13 protein-coding genes and 1 pseudogene are annotated in these 14317 nt (G+C 69.9%); 7 read left to right on the forward strand and 7 right to left on the reverse strand.

Features of this window, described 5'->3' with window-relative positions; all coding sequences use genetic code 11:
• Positions 1–58: 58 nt before the first annotated feature.
• Complete coding sequence (locus P1P75_RS13940; RefSeq protein ID WP_319255112.1) at positions 59–997, reverse strand: LysR family transcriptional regulator; 939 nt, start codon at positions 995–997, stop codon at positions 59–61.
• A 70-nt stretch (positions 998–1067) separates the two neighbouring features.
• On the opposite strand from P1P75_RS13940, the pseudogene P1P75_RS13945 reads away from it, so the two are divergent.
• The 5 genes and pseudogenes from P1P75_RS13945 to P1P75_RS13965 all read left to right on the forward strand — a co-directional run.
• Positions 1068–1583: pseudogene (locus P1P75_RS13945) on the forward strand (C4-dicarboxylate ABC transporter); the annotation flags it as partial.
• Positions 1584–1626: 43 nt separating this feature from the next.
• On the forward strand, positions 1627–3177 hold the full coding sequence (locus P1P75_RS13950; RefSeq protein ID WP_319255114.1) for an integrase: 1551 nt from the start codon (positions 1627–1629) through the stop codon (positions 3175–3177).
• Positions 3174–4907 (forward strand): hypothetical protein, encoded by a 1734-nt coding sequence (locus P1P75_RS13955; protein ID WP_319255116.1) that lies wholly within the window; start codon positions 3174–3176, stop codon positions 4905–4907. The genes P1P75_RS13950 and P1P75_RS13955 overlap by 4 nt, the downstream gene beginning before the upstream one ends.
• Positions 4904–7045 carry an integrase gene (locus P1P75_RS13960; RefSeq protein ID WP_319255118.1) on the forward strand — a complete coding sequence of 714 codons (2142 nt, stop codon included), beginning with the start codon at positions 4904–4906 and terminating at the stop codon, positions 7043–7045. Before P1P75_RS13955 ends, P1P75_RS13960 begins: the two co-directional genes overlap by 4 nt.
• Positions 7042–7449: a hypothetical protein gene (locus P1P75_RS13965; RefSeq protein WP_319071854.1), complete on the forward strand. Its 408-nt coding sequence runs from the start codon at positions 7042–7044 to the stop codon at positions 7447–7449. Before P1P75_RS13960 ends, P1P75_RS13965 begins: the two co-directional genes overlap by 4 nt.
• A gap of 16 nt (positions 7450–7465) precedes the next feature.
• Here P1P75_RS13965 and P1P75_RS13970 read toward each other — a convergent pair whose 3' ends face one another.
• The 3 genes from P1P75_RS13970 to P1P75_RS13980 all read right to left on the reverse strand — a co-directional run bounded on the left by P1P75_RS13970 (position 7466) and on the right by P1P75_RS13980 (position 10383).
• Positions 7466–7603: a hypothetical protein gene (locus P1P75_RS13970; RefSeq protein ID WP_319255120.1), complete on the reverse strand. Its 138-nt coding sequence runs from the start codon at positions 7601–7603 to the stop codon at positions 7466–7468.
• 121 nt (positions 7604–7724) lie between these two features.
• A complete protein-coding gene (locus tag P1P75_RS13975) occupies positions 7725–9629 on the reverse strand; it encodes an NAD-binding protein (protein ID WP_319071933.1) in 1905 nt (634 codons plus the stop codon).
• Positions 9630–9852: 223 nt separating this feature from the next.
• Positions 9853–10383 (reverse strand): hypothetical protein, encoded by a 531-nt coding sequence (locus tag P1P75_RS13980; RefSeq protein ID WP_319071853.1) that lies wholly within the window; start codon positions 10381–10383, stop codon positions 9853–9855.
• A gap of 478 nt (positions 10384–10861) precedes the next feature.
• On the opposite strand from P1P75_RS13980, the gene P1P75_RS13985 reads away from it, so the two are divergent.
• Together P1P75_RS13985 and P1P75_RS13990 are read left to right on the forward strand one after the other, a co-directional pair.
• A complete protein-coding gene (locus tag P1P75_RS13985; protein WP_048579544.1) occupies positions 10862–11128 on the forward strand; it encodes a hypothetical protein in 267 nt (88 codons plus the stop codon).
• A gap of 126 nt (positions 11129–11254) precedes the next feature.
• A complete protein-coding gene (locus P1P75_RS13990; RefSeq protein WP_319071851.1) occupies positions 11255–11500 on the forward strand; it encodes a transposase family protein in 246 nt (81 codons plus the stop codon).
• Between the two features lie 371 nt (positions 11501–11871).
• On the opposite strand, the gene P1P75_RS13995 is transcribed toward P1P75_RS13990, so the two are convergent.
• The 3 genes from P1P75_RS13995 to P1P75_RS14005 all read right to left on the reverse strand — a co-directional run bounded on the left by P1P75_RS13995 (position 11872) and on the right by P1P75_RS14005 (position 13947).
• Positions 11872–12150 carry a hypothetical protein gene (locus P1P75_RS13995; protein ID WP_319071850.1) on the reverse strand — a complete coding sequence of 93 codons (279 nt, stop codon included), beginning with the start codon at positions 12148–12150 and terminating at the stop codon, positions 11872–11874.
• A 187-nt stretch (positions 12151–12337) separates the two neighbouring features.
• Complete coding sequence (locus P1P75_RS14000) at positions 12338–12997, reverse strand: response regulator transcription factor (protein WP_319071849.1); 660 nt, start codon at positions 12995–12997, stop codon at positions 12338–12340.
• A gap of 2 nt (positions 12998–12999) precedes the next feature.
• Entirely contained in the window at positions 13000–13947 is a 948-nt protein-coding gene (locus P1P75_RS14005) for a HAMP domain-containing sensor histidine kinase (protein ID WP_319071848.1), read from the reverse strand.
• Between the last annotated feature and the right edge of the window lie 370 nt (positions 13948–14317).

The raw sequence follows: 14317 nt of genomic DNA on the forward strand, positions 1-14317 counted from the left end.
GGTCAGGGGCGGGAGCCCCCTGGCAGGGGTATGGGGGCGGAGCCCCGCCCGGCGCGCCCTAACCCCGGGTCAGCGACAGCAGGTCTCGCGCCGGGCCCGTCGGGCGGTGGCCGGTGGGCCAGACCGCTCGGAGGTCCCGGGCCAGGCGGACTTCGTCGACGGGGACGGACACCAGGCGTCGCAGGCCCAGTTCCTCCCCCACCGCCAGCTCGCTCAGGACCGCCGGCCCGGCGCCGCTGACCGCCGCCGCCTTCACCGCCGTCGTGGAGGACAGCTCGATCAGGGGGCGGGCCAGCCCGCCGAGGGCGGCGTCGAGGACCTGGCGCGTGCCGGAGCCCTCCTCCCGGAGGATCAGCGGTGTCGAGGCCAGTTCCCGCGCGGACACGGCCCGTCGGCGCCGTGCCCACGGATGCGCCGGCGCGGCGACGACGATCAGCCGGTCGTGGGCGATGACCGTCGAGTCGAGGCCCGCCGGCACATGGAGCCCTTCGACGAAGCCGAGGTCGGCCTCCCCGGACAGCAGCCGTTCGGCGACCGCCGTGGAGTTGCCGGCGAGCAGCGACACCGCCGTGTCCGGCCGTTGCGCGCGCAGGGCGAGGAGCCAGCCGGGCAGCAGGTACTCGGCGATGGTCATGCTCGCCGCGACCCGCAGCCGTGAGTCGCGGCGGTCGCGCAGGGCCTGCGCGCCCGCGTCGAAGGCCGCCGCCGCCTCGACGATCCGCCGCGCCCAGTCGGTGACCAGCGCTCCGGCGTCGGTGAGCCGGGAGCCACGCGGCGAACGGTCCACGAGGGCCACGCCGAGCTGGCGTTCCATGGAGCGGACGCGGCTGCTCGCGGCGGGCTGGGTGATGCCCAGTTCGCGGGCGGCCGCTCCGAGACTGCCGAGCCGGGCGACGGCCAGCAGCAGTTCCAGTGCGCCGAGGTCGGGGACCCGGTGCGCGATCGAGCCGCCCGGCCTGTCCCCGAGGGGTTCGTGCGTCGTCTCGTCGCTGGTCATAAGGCCAGCTTATGCCCCCATAGAGCCATCGTCCCTGGTAGGGGGCGTGGCGGGGCGGGACGGTGGAGGCATGGTCACCGCAGCCCCGACCCTGGCAGCCGCGCCCCCGTATGACGCGCGCCCACAGCCACGTCCCCGTGCCGCCGCCGTCCGTCACCTCGGACCGAACTGGTACGCCACGGTCATGGGCACCGCCGTGGTGGCGACGGCGGGCGCCGCGCTGCCCGCAGGCGTTCCGGGGCTGCGTCCGGCGTGCGCCGCCGTCTGGGCGCTCTCCCTGGCGCTGCTGCTCGCCCTCCTCGCCGCCCGCGCCCTGCACTGGCGGCACCACCGCGACCAGGCCCGCGCCCACGTCCTGGACCCGGCGACGGTCCCGTTCTACGGCTGCCTGGCGATGGCGCTCGTCGCGGTCGGCGGCGCCACGCTCTCGGTGGGACGGGACTGGATCGGCACCGACGCGGCCGTCGCCCTGGACGCCGTGCTGTTCTGCGCCGGTACGGCGGTGGGGCTCGCGGCGGCCGTCGCCGTGCCGTACCTCATGGCCGTACGCCATCGGGTCGAGCCGGGACAGGCCACACCTGTGTTTCCCTGATGATTGAGTATGTTCAAGGGGCTCGCAGGGGTGGCAGATGGACGAGTGGTGGCTGGTGTTCGTGCCGGATCCGGAGCGGTGGGGGCCGCTGCCGGAGGAGGGGGTGCTGGGGGTCCGCGACCTGCCAACCGCCTTGGACGCGGTGGGGCTTCGGCCGGGCGATCCGGTCTTTGTACGGCCTGATTTCGTCGTGGACGCAGAATTGTTGCAGTTCGCTCTCTGGCCCGATTTTCGCGACCTGGAGAGAGAATCACGTCGGAATTATGCGACGGATATCCGTCTGCTGCTGTCGTGGCTTTGGCGGCGGGGCGTTCACTGGCGGGCGGCGACCGACGCGGACTTGCGGGCGTACAAGGAATTCCGCGTCGATTCGCCGTTGAATCCGCAGCGAGTCGGCGGGGCGAAGTGGAACCGGGAGGCAGCTGCGCTGACCCAGCTCTACAAATGGGCCAAGGTGAGTCTTCTCCCGTTGGACGTGGGGCGTCGCGCGGACCGGGAGGCAAGCGCGCGTAGCTCTCGGGTGTCGTGGCTGACGCCGCGGACCTGGGGTCTGTGGCAGGACCTGGGGCTGCGAGGACTTGGCCGCGACGGGTCACCGTTGCCCGGCTGGGACGGACGAACCGAACTGCGGAACACCTCGTTCGTGGGGTTGGCGCTCAGCTCGGGCCTGCGGCGGCAGGAAGCCGGGGCGATGCTGACGTTCGAGGTGCCGACCCGGCGCCTGCGGTCTGGACGTTACTGCCATGGCCAGGTGGCCAGCGCGCTGTCGCGGTCGAAGCGTGACCGCACGTACTACACCTCGGTCGAGTCGGTGCGCCAGCTCGGTGCCTACAGCGAGTCCGAGCGGACGTGGGCTATCCAGCGTGCCCAGCAGGAGGGCCGTTACGAGAAGCTGCCGCTGATGCAGCTGGTCACGAACGTGACGCACGGCCGGGCTCCCGTCGTGCACTGGGTGGACCGGGCCGGGGTGGCAGGCCGGCGGGAGTTGACCCTGCTGGACTGGCGCGAGCGGCAGTGGCTGTTCGTCGAGGGGCCACACGGCCTGGAGCCGACGTGGCTGTGGTTGACCGAGCAGGGCATGCCGATGCTGCCGGACCGATGGAACACGGTGTTCTGGCAGGCCAATCAGCGGTGCGAGGAAGCTCTGTTGACGCCGGAGGAGCGAGAGATCCCGCGCCCTCTGAGGTCGGCTGCGGTACGGGGGAAGGCCCCGTACGCGAGCCCGCATGCCGCGCGGCACTCCATGGCGCTCTACATGCTGATCGTGCTGAACGAGCTCATGGACAAGAAGTACGGGCTGACCGCCGCGGACCGACGCGACTTCGCTCAGCTCTACGGCGACCCGTGGTGGCTGGTGAAGACCTTGTTGGGGCACCGGGACGTCGAAACGACGAAGGAGCACTACCTCAACCCGGTCATGCACATGCAGCTGGAGTCGATCCTCGCCTTCGACACCGAGGACGAGCACGGTGAGACGGACCGGACGAAGGATCTGAACGGCCTGTTCGCCCAGCTGGCCCGGGAAACCTCCGGGATCCAGGACATTGAGCTGCTCGTCGACGCCCTGCCCATCGCGGCGGCATCGTGAGCGGGCGGGGACGCAAAGCCGTCCTGCCGCCGCCGGACTTCCAGGCAACCGAGCGGATAGCCGCCGACGGACTGCAGGCCACCGTGGTGAATAAGGAAGGCTTCGAGCGCGTCTTCGATTTCGCCGCGATCGCCGTGCCGCAGCCGATGCGCTGCTCCCTTGCGCGAGCGTTCGCCGCGCAGTCCATGGCGTGGAACAGCCACGCGAGCGGTGAGTCATATTGGCGATCCATCGAGGTCTTCGCCCGGTTCCTCAAGGACCAGGGCCAGCCGGCCGAGGACCTGGGCGACCTCACCTCCGCCACGCTCCGGCTCTGGCGCAACAACCACAAGGACACGCCCGGCGGGCGCGAGGCCCTGGGCAAGATGCGCACGCTGCTGAAACGCGAGCCGCGGCTGGCGCAGGGCCTGGCTGCGGAGGAACTGGCCCGCCCCGTTCCGAAGAAGGGCAAGCCGTCCAAGCAGTCCTACCGGCCGTCGGAGCGCGATCAGGTGCTGCTGGCCGCCGAACGGCAGTTCCGGGCCGCGCTGCTGCGGATCCGGGAGAACACCACGTGGCTCGCCCGCTACCGGGCGGGTGCACTGGACCCGGACAGCCGTGACTGGAGGATCGAGGCGGCCCTCGAACACATCGCCGCCACGGGCGAACTGCCCGGATACCCGGACAAAAGCGGGAAGGTCTACACCCGAGCCGAAGGGCTGCTGCGCGGAAAGAACCGCGGGAAGACGACGGGCCGGCTGTTCCTGAGCCGGTCGGAACTGACGGCCCTGGCCGTGATGATGACGGACCGCTACGGCTGGAATCTGTCGGTCTTCGACCGTCTGCACGTGCCCGTCACGACCCCGTCCGCGGGAGAGACCGCCACGGTCACCTACGAGGTCCTGGTGGAGAAGCGCCGCTCGGGCGAGGGGCGCTGGTTCGACACGGAGAACTACACCGACTCCGGTGCGGACTCGCCGGGCCGGCTCATCACCCAGGCCCTGGAAGCCACGGAACCCGGGCGAACCTTGGCCGCCGCGCTGTCACCGGGACACGACCTGCTGATGGTCGCCCGCAACCGGCGCCGTACTGACGTGGACTCCAATCTGGACCGGCCCCGGAACGTCGGCCCGCTGTGCTTCGGGGTGTCCAAGGCCGATGCACGAGTATGGGCGAGCTCTCACAAGATCGGCTCGCCCTTCCAACGCGCCCGCAGAACCACCGTCACCACAACGGGCAAGCCCCTGCAGCACAAACGTGGCACCCACGAGAGCGTCTACGTCCTGCCCGACGAGAACGTCCAGCAAGCCGCCGTGGACGTGATTGCGGCCGGCGCGGAGGAAGCCCACGAACAGGCCCGCGACTACACCTTCAAGGGGCGCCTCTCGGACGCGGCCGACGCGACCCACCAGGAGACCGCGACCGCGGACTGCTCGGACGAGGAGACCAGTCCCTGGCCTGCCCCGAGCGGCGGCTGCGGTGCCGACTTCCTGCTCTGCCTGTCCTGCGAGAACTCCCGGGTCCACACCGGCCACCACCCGCGCCTCGCGCTCCTACGCCGCCAGTTGATATCGCTTCGCTCCAGCTGGCCCGAGAAGCTCTGGCGCAAGCGATGGGACGAACATCTCCAGCGACTCGATGACCTGCGGATAAAGGTCAACGAGAGCACCTGGGACGCCGCTCTGGCTCGGATCACCGACCGCGACCAAATGATCGTCGACCACCTGCTCAAGGGAGACCTCGCCCCGTGACGACAGCTCTGACCCTCGAGGCCGATCCCTACATCCTTCCCCTCCCGGGGCTGGAGAGCCCGGTGGTCCTGGACCGGTGGATCAGCGCCGGCAACACCCACCCCAACTCCCGCTACAGCGAAGACGTCTGGTCGATGGGACCGCTGACCGACAATCCCGGGGACAGCATCCACAAGATCAATATGAAGAGGTGCCCCGCCTCCCTGCGGAGCGAGTTCAGGCGCCTCATCTGGGTCCTGATCAACGGCGAGCTACGCCCCACCTACGTACAGGAACGGGGCTTTCAGAACCGGGGACGCGACGGCGTGATCAACATGCGCGACAACATCCTGCAGTGGATGAAGTTCGCGCGCTGGCTCGACCGGCAAGGCGTGCCCCAGCTCAGCGACTGCACCGTGGAGCACTGGAAGGCGTACGCCGCCGTGCGCACCAGCGGCTGCACGCGCGATCATGCCCTGACGGTTCTGCGCTGGCTCTCGGACCTGTGGGCCTTCGACCAGCTGTCCGTCAGCCCCTGCGGTATTACGCAGCCGCCCTGGGAGAGCGAGGGCATCGACGACTACCTGCCGGCCGCGAAGGGGGAGGCGGGCGGGGAGAACAAAACGGAGCCACTGGACCCGACGGTGATCGGTCCCTTGCTGACGTGGTCGATCCGCCTGGTCGAGGACTTCTCCGACGACATCCTGGCCGCCTGGGCCGAGCGCCGCCGCATGCACGCCCGGGTGACGGCCACCCCGAGCACCCGAGGGGGTCTGGCGGCCGTCAAGAACTACCTGCAGCCGCTGGTCGATTCCGGGGCTCTCCTGCCCGCCACCGTGAGCCGAAAGCACGGCATCACCCTGGCCCATCACTACGTCGCGGCGGTCACGGGAGCCAGCTGGAACCAGGTCCACGACTTCGCTACTCGGCGCGGGCTCCGTGCGCTCGCCGCCCGGCGGCCCGGCCCCAGCCCGATGCAGGTGCCGGTGACGGGCCGGATCGAGGGGCGGCCCTGGCGCGAGTTCATGGACTACGAGGAGACGCCGATTCTGGTACGTCACCTGGCCACCGCCGCCACCATCGTGATCTTGTATTTGACCGGGATGCGCCCCCAGGAGGCGCGGTCGCTTCGGTCCGGCTGCTGCCCGGACCCGCAACCGAACCCCGACGGCTCCATGCCACGGCATCTGATCCGAGCCCACCACTACAAGAACGTCCGCGACTCTGACGGCCACCACATCTCCGCTGGTGAGGAGCGCGCCGTCCCCTGGGTCGCGATCACCCCCGTCGTGAACGCCATCCGGGTTCTGGAGCGCATCGTCCCCAAGGGCGAGCTGTTGTTCAGCTCCGCCCACCACGATGTCGTCTCCCAGCGCAACCACCACGGTGCGCTGAAGCGGGGCACCCTGGACCGCCGCGTCGAGAACCTCGTGTCGTGGATCAACCAGGAGGCCACCGCCCAGGGCCTGGACGCCCAGATGGTTCCGGAGGACCCGCACGGCAACCTTGGACTGAGTCGCCTGCGCAGAACTTTGGCTTGGCACATCGCCCGCCGCCCCGGCGGTCTTGTCGCTCTTGCCATTCAGTACGGACACATGCGCACCGCCCTGGACGCCCGCACCTCCACCGGCTACGGCAATCGCGGTCGCCGGGGGTTCCACGGGGAGCTCGACGTCGAGACCGCTCTCGCCGCGGCGCAGACCGCAGCACGGCTGCGCGACGCCGCTGCGGCCGGCGAGAAGATCTCTGGTCCCGCCGCTCGACGGGCTCTCATCGGAGCAACCTCGGTCCCCAGCATCGAAGGCGCCTTGACCACCCCGAAGGTCGCCGCCAAGTTCCTCGCGCGCGACGGCCTCGCGCTGTTCGACAACCCGGACTCGTTCCTTATCTGCGCCTTCAAGCGCGACACGGCCCTGTGCGATCCGGATCCCGGGGCGACGGCGCCCAATCAGTTCGCCTGCCAGCTCGGCTGCGGCAACGCGATCCGCACCGACAGTCACGCGCAGGCGGCACGAGAGCACGCTGAACGTCTCGACGCGAAGGCAGCCCTCGTGCCTCAGCCCCTGGGCGACCGGTTTCGCCGAACAGCCGACCGCTTCCGCGCTCTTGCCGACGCCCACGACTCCGCCGCTCAGTCCACCGAGGAGGCCATCGCATGAACCAGCAGCACGAGGACGAACGCTCCCGCATCCGCACAGCCATGGACCGCCTCTTGGCCGGCCAGCCCACCCGCTCCAACGGCAGCCTCACGGTGGTCGCGCTCGCCGCAGAGGCCGGTGTTCACCGCATGGCGCTGCAAAAGCGCCACGCCGACCTCAAGGAGGAGTTCTACGCGCGGGTGCGTACGGAAACGCACCAGACGCCGGAAGTTGAGAGGCGGCTTCGCAAAGAGGTTGTCCGCCTGAAGGAAGTTCTCAAGGACTCCCGGGCCGCCGAGGCCAAGTCCCGGCATCGAGCGGAGCAGATGGCCCTCGCGGCAGCCGTCCTCATCCTCCGGCAACCCGATCCCCAGGACCAACCTGCCCCCGGCAACGTCATCCCGCTCCGCCCGTCCGGCGGTTAATGGAGAGAGCAGGCCGTCACGCCGCGACGCCGAGCTCCTTGCGGGTTCGGTGGACGAACTCGCGGACAGACCGCTCGCGCCGCCATGGGGCAAGGGCGGCATTGAACTCGCGGACGTAGTCCTTGGCCTGGCTCGACTGGACGCGGGCGAACATGTCGACGGACCGGTTGCCGAGCTCGAGGCGCCGCCCGGAGCTTGCGGACGGCGCCGCTTGCGAGTGTTACTCAGGCCGGGACGGCGGTGGCCGGCGGCCTCTGCCTCTCGTCGATGCTGCGCTACCCGTCTGACGTCCGCGCTCGGAGCTGAGGCTGTCGGCCGAGGAGTTCGGCCAGGCCCTGTCGGGTGGCGGCGAGGACTACGCGGTCCTGGGGGTGCAGGACGTAGCCGGGGTGGAGGTCCCATATGAGTCCGGCGGGGCGGTCGGCGCTGTCGTGGGCTGGGGTGGCGGCGAGGTCGGGGAGCCGGTCGTCCGGTTCTGTGGTGTCCAGGGCGATGACGCGCCAGGCGCCGGCACGGAATGATTCGGCGATCGTGCGCCCTTCGAGGTGAGAGTGCCCGGCGACGTTGAGAGCGGCGAAGACGAGCATGCGGCGTTCGACGGGGATGGCTCCGAGGATCTGGCGGCCCATCATGGCTCCGGCGAAGGCGGGTGCGGCGAGGTTGGAGACGCTGCGGCTGCGGGTGAGGGCGCGGGGATGGGCGGCGCGCAGGGTGCGGTGGACGGCAGCGGCGAACTCGTCGTCGTACAGCCGCAGCGCCACCCGTAGGTCGGGGTTGACGGAGCGTGCGTACAGGGCGGCTTCCAGGTTCGTGGTGTCGATGCTGGTGAGGGCGAGCAGGGCGTGCGCGCGGTGGACCTTGGCGGCTTCCAGGACGCCTTCCTGGGTGACGTCGCCGAGGATGGTGGGCACGCGCAGGCGGCGGGCGAGTGGGATGCCGCGCGCTTCGGGGTCCTCCTCGACGCACACCACGGGGATGCCGAGCTCGTTCAGCCGTGTGAGCACGCGGGTGCCGATCTTGCCGAGGCCGAGCAGGACGACGTGGCCGGACAGACCGCGGGGCGGGCGGCGCAGCGCGGCGGCGGTGCGGAAGGTGCCGAGAGCCTCCAGGACGGCCGCGAGCAGTACGGGAAGGAGTAGCAGACCGGCGAGTCCGGCGAGGAGCTGGAGCACTTGGCGGGTGGTGGGTTCGCCGATCGCCGGATCGTTGATCGCGAAGAGGTCGAGCAGGGTGAGATAGGCGGCGTGCAGCGGATGCTTCTGCTCGCTGGTCAGCCAGGTCGCGACGGCCAGGGCCAGCACGCAGGCCATGAGCCCGGCCAGGGACCAGCGCAGGCGGCGTGAGAACAAGGACCCGAGCGGAGCCCCGCGCCCGGCCAGTCTCCTCGGCGGGGGCGTGGCTGCTGAGTGCGTGACCGTTTCCAGGACCACGGTGCCGTGGCCCGGGCTCGTGGCCACGGTGTTGTCGTCGGGCAGCAGCATGGGTCCTTCTCGGCCGCTGGCGTCCGACCCTTCCGCGCCTGCGGGGTCGTTGGTGGTCGAGGACAGTAGCGCGAGCGTGCACAGGCCCGGCCTGGCCGTCTCGCCGTGGCCGGGCGGAGTGCGCTCGACGGCGCGCAGCAGCAGCCCGTCGGCCTGGATGACCTTGCTGGTGCCGGCGACGGCGGTGGCCGCGAGGGCGGGGGCGGCGGTGTCCGCGTCCGACAGGACGGTGGTGGAGGAGTCCAGGGCCTCTGGGTCCAGGCCGGGGACGGCGAGGGCGGCGGCCTGGTCGAGGAGTTCCTCCAGGTGCTGGCCGAGCTTGCGGTTGTAGAGCCGGATGACCAGGCGCAGTCGGGGGTTGAGGCGGCGGGCGGCCAGCGCGGCGCGGATGTTGGTCTCGTCGTCGTCATGGACCAGCGCCAGCGCGGCGGCCTCGTATACACCCGCCTCGGCCAGGACGGCCTCGGTGAGTTCGGGCACCTCGAGCACATGGGGAGCGTCCGAAGCCCCATCGGTCGCAGAGCCGGCCGTACGGTTCACGACGGCCTGTACCCGGCCTAACATTGTCGCGGCACGTGCCGGCCCGGTGGGGCTGGTCCGGTGCCCGGTCGGGACGACGAGCGTGACGCGCTCCCGGTACACCGTCGTGAGCTCGGCGGCCAGCCGCTCGGCGAGTGCGTCGTCACCGCACACGATCATGTGTCCCGGCTGGGCGACCGCTCGCGTCGGCTGCGGGAAGAGGACCATGTCGTCCGTGACCTCCTGGTCAGTGTTCCGGTCGCCTGTCAGCGACACCCCGTGTGCGTGGGCAAGCGGGTCGTCCGGCTGGAGTTGTGTCGTCTTGGCAGGTCAGGATCCGGTCATACGGTGGTCTCTGCCCTGGATCGCCCGCGACCGGTCCGGATTGTTCCCGCACCGGCTGTCACGTCCCGGGCCCCTCATCCGCCCGGCGCAACTCTCCCGCTGCCAGGGCGAGATAGGCGGCTGCAGCGAAGAGGAAGCTGGGGATGGCAAGCATGCTGCGCTGATCGCTTTCGAGGACGGTCACGTACTGGCTCTGCGACACCTCGATCCTCCCGCGTTCGTAGGGAGTCGTGTCGAGAACGAAGTACCGGCCGTCCCTGATCTCCGCTGACTGCAGGTTCCCCGCACCGGCCATGCTGACCAGGAGCACCACGACGCCCGAGACGACCAGGCCGCCCAGAGCACCCTGCACCGCGCAGGGCAGGCACCGGAATGCGAGCCATACCGAGTGGCGGTCCGCTCGCGTCAGGAGTACGCGCAGCAGGGCAGCCGCAAAGATCGGGAACAGAAGCAGCACGACCGCCACCGTCGGCCATGCCGACTCCACCAGCGGCAGGGCCCCCGGCAGCCACGTCAGCGCGGAGAGAAGCAGCAGAAAGGCACTCAGCCCGGCTGCGATTCCCCCGTGCAGCTTGAAACTCCACCCCATGCTGCAGAGCTTTGCATGCGCGCCTCTTCAGCTCATTGCCATAACTCGGCAGAGATGACGACTTGTTGATGGCATGGGTCCTGTCTGGAAGTCGGCGGTGTGGTCTGGGCTGCCAGCTGTGTTGGCGACCTCCCGTCCTCTGCCGCGGGCTCAAGGAATGAGCGGTGTGCATCGTGAAGTCGCAGGTCACAGGTCTGGTGTGAATGGCGAGTTGGATACTCGTGCCGGTCGGCGGCCGATGACCATGGTGTAGATCATCGGGCGGGCCCGGCTCCTGCCGGGATGGCGGGTTCGGCTGCGCCTACGACCGGCCCCCGCCTACGATCCGTCAGCAGGTCGACACGCCGTGAGAACGCGGGAGGGCGCGGGGGATGCAGGAACAGACGCAGAAGGCCGCAAGACGGAGACCGTCGAGGTCAAGCCGTCCGTTCCGGCCGCGCACCGACCTGACGGAGACGCCGGAGAAGAAGGGCACCGTATGAGCAGGCTGCTGGAAGCGGTGTGCGCGCTGACTGTGGGCGTCCTCGTCGCGCTCCTTGTATGGGGTGCTAACCCTGGCGCTGTGCGGGTGGCGTGGCGGGAGGGCGAGCTGAGCGGTGTGACGGTCGTGTTCGTGGCGGCGTGTGCGCTGTGGCTGGTGCTGTGGCGCAGGCGTACCGGGCGCGGCTGGCTGGTGGCATGGCCGCTTGTGGTGCTGCTGTGCGGTGCGGCTGTTGCGCTGGTCGTGGCAGCCATGGCCGGTTGACCGGCGCAGGCAGGCAAGTGGGGCTTCCCGTTCTTTTGGGCGGGGAGTTCGCTGGCGTTTTCGGGCTAGGGCTGCTGTTAAGGATCTTGGCGGGAGGGGCAAGGTATCCCGTGCGTCACGGCTGCTGTGTCGCCGACCTGTTCGATTCCGGGGTGTCACGCCTGCGATTACAAGGCCGCCCGGAACCGGCCCCTGACGCGAGGCCAGAAGCTGTCCAACACGGCACTGGCGGCCGCCCGGGCACCCGTCGAGCACGGCTTTGCCCACCTCAAGAACTGGCGCGTCCTCGGCAAGGTGCGCACCGACCCCGCCTGGGTGACCGCCCTGGTCAGGGCCTTGCTGGTCCTCACGAACCGCGGAGTCGCCCGATGACCGACGATCTTCACTAAAGTCACCTGGCAGCGACTGGCACGAGCATCCCGATGCCCACGCACACCAGCCCTGTGACCAGCAACTTCAGCTTGCACACCTCCCAATGAAGTCGTTGATAACCGTCGCGCGTTGCAGGGCTTCGGCAGGCTGCCCGAGACGCTTCTGCCACGTCGAGGCGTGGACTCGGTGCATGCGGCTGTTCATGCTGCATCCGTGGTCTCCATCAGCCACAGCGTGGTTGTCGAAGCCGTCCCGCGTTCCTGGTTCGTGGACGTTGTTCGCCGTTCTCGGCGGCTTGGCGCAGGAGCGTCGAGCGGTCGTGTTCCGCGGGCCGCCCCGCATGCCTTTGCGACTCTGATACGTGGAAGGGCTCAGCCGGCGGGGAGACTCACTAGGCTTCTGGCCCGTTGGGCGCGGATCTCGCGCAGTGAGAGCAGGATGGCCGCCAGGTTGAAGGGGAAGGCGACGGCGTTCGCTATCTCGGGTATGCCGAAGGCCCGCAGGAGGCTCGCGCCGCCTGCGATCAGGAACAGGAACAGGGGGAGGTATCTGCGCCAGGCGGGTATGCCCTGCATCCGGGCAACGGTGACCGAGCACCAGAGAGTGAGGCAGAAGACCGTGATGCCCAGGGCAGCGATTGCGATCAGCATGAGCGAATGGTGTCTGTAGAAGGCGACACCAGTCGACCGTGAGGTCCGCGTGGAACGGAAGAGGGCGGGGTGAAGTGCCCGCCGAACTGGCACAGGGCACTGCTCGCGCGGTTACGAGGCGGGCCTTCCGGACCGGGACGGGGCGTGTCTGTCTCATGTCCTGTGCCGGGGGGCGTCGGGTGTGGAGTCAGGGTTCGATCAGGCCGACGCGGATGGCATAGCGGGTGAGTTCGAGGCGGTCTTTGAGGCCGAGTTTCTGCAGCAGGTTCGCTCGGTGGCGTTCGACGGTCTTGACGCTGATGACGAGGAGGTCGGCGATCTCCTGTGAGGTATGGCCTTCGGCGACGAGTTTGAGGATCTCCTCCTCCCGGTCGGTGATGGCCCTGGCGGGCAGGGACTGTCCTTCCCGGACGCGGTCGAGGTAGTTGCGGATGAGGGCGTTGACGGCGCCGGGGTAGAGGAAGGGCTCGCCCCGCATGGTGGCGCGGCAGGCTTCGACGAGATCGCGGTCGGCGACGGATTTGAGGACGTAGCCCGAGGCGCCGGCGGCCAGGGCCTCGAAGAAGTACTGCTCGTTGTCATACATGGTCAGCATGAGGATGCGCAGCTCGGGCTGGGTGCGGGAGAGTTCGCGGGCGGCCTGCAGGCCGGTCAGGCGGGGCATGGCGATGTCGAGGATCGCCAGGGCCGGGTGGTGGGTGCGGGCGGCCTCGATGGCCTCGGCGCCGTCACCTGCTTCAGCGACCACGGTGAGGTCGGGTTCGCTGTCGAGGATGAGGCGCACTCCGCGGCGGACCAGGTGATGGTCGTCGGCGAGCAGGATGCGGGTGGGCGTCGCCTCGGTCATGGTCACTGACTCCGGTGGGGGGTGGGGACGGTCAGGCGCACTTCGGTGCCGCCGTCTGGTACGGGGGCGAGGGTGAGGTCGGCGCCGATGAGCAGGGCGCGTTCGCGCATGCCGCGGATGCCGGCTCCTTCGGCCGCGCCGTCGATGCCGCGGCCGTTGTCGCGCACGCGCAGTTCCACGGCGTGCGGCATCCGCTCCAGGGTGAGGTCGACGCGGGTGGCGTCGGCGTGGCGGGCGGTGTTGGTCAAGCTCTCCTGGCAGACGCGATAGAGGACGAGTTCGGCGTTCTCGCCCAGGGGCGGCAGGTCGGCCGCGATGTGGTGGCGTACGGACAGGGAGGGGCCGGTGAACTCGGTGGCGAGTGATTTCAGGGCGCTGGTCAGGCCGAGTTCCTCCAGCACGCCGGGGCGCAGGCGGCGGGCGATGCGGCGGATCTCGTCCAGGCTGGCGCGGGTGGTCTCCTGCACCTGGTGCAGCTGCTCGCGAACCGGCTCGGGGGCCTGGCCGGCGACGCGTTTGAGGTCGAGCAGGACGGCGGTGAGGGTCTGGCCGATCTCGTCGTGGAGTTCCTGGGCGATGCGGTGACGCTCGGATTCCTGCGCGGTCAGGGCGCGGGCGGCGCTGGTGGCGCGTTCGGCTTCCAGCCGGTCGAGCATGGTGTTGAACGTGGTGATCAGTTCGGCGACCTCGCCGTGACCGCCGACAGCCGGGCGGGCGCCGGGGCGCAGCAGGTCGGTGGTGGTCATGGCGCGGGCGAGGCGTTGCAGCGGGGCCAGGCCGATGCGCAGCAGCAGGGCGTTGGCGATGAGCATCGCGGCCAGGCCGACGGTGAGGATCGCGGCCTCAGTGAGCAGGACGGGTGTCGACACGGTGACCGGGCCCAGCAGCAGCGCGGTGGCGGTGACGAGCACCACGGCGTTGAGCAGGAAGATCCTCCAGAACAAGGGCACCGCGTACCGCCTTCCTGACGTGGTCCTCGCTCCCACTATCGCCTCCGTGACCGTGAACGGTGGGCCGGCCTGCCGCTGAAGGCTGCCGGCGCCCGGGGCGCTCGTCTGCTCCAGCGTGGTCGCTGGATCGGCGGGCGTCCATCGGGTCTGGCACCCATTCCGCGTCACCTTCTACAGGTCTGACCCGCCCGTATTTGGGTGCCAGACCCGATGGTGTGCGCCTCCGTGGGCGGGTGAGGGTGGAGCCAATCCACCATCCCCGGCCCCCTTGACCGTCTGTGGCAGCGCGACCACTCACGGCGTACGTCGGCTGGCGCCCTCAGTGCCCGACGGCCGCACAGCCATGTTGGCCTGTGGTTTCCGCCTTCCG

Source organism: Streptomyces sp. ID05-39B (assembly GCF_033794725.1).
GTDB lineage: Bacteria > Actinomycetota > Actinomycetes > Streptomycetales > Streptomycetaceae > Streptomyces > Streptomyces bobili.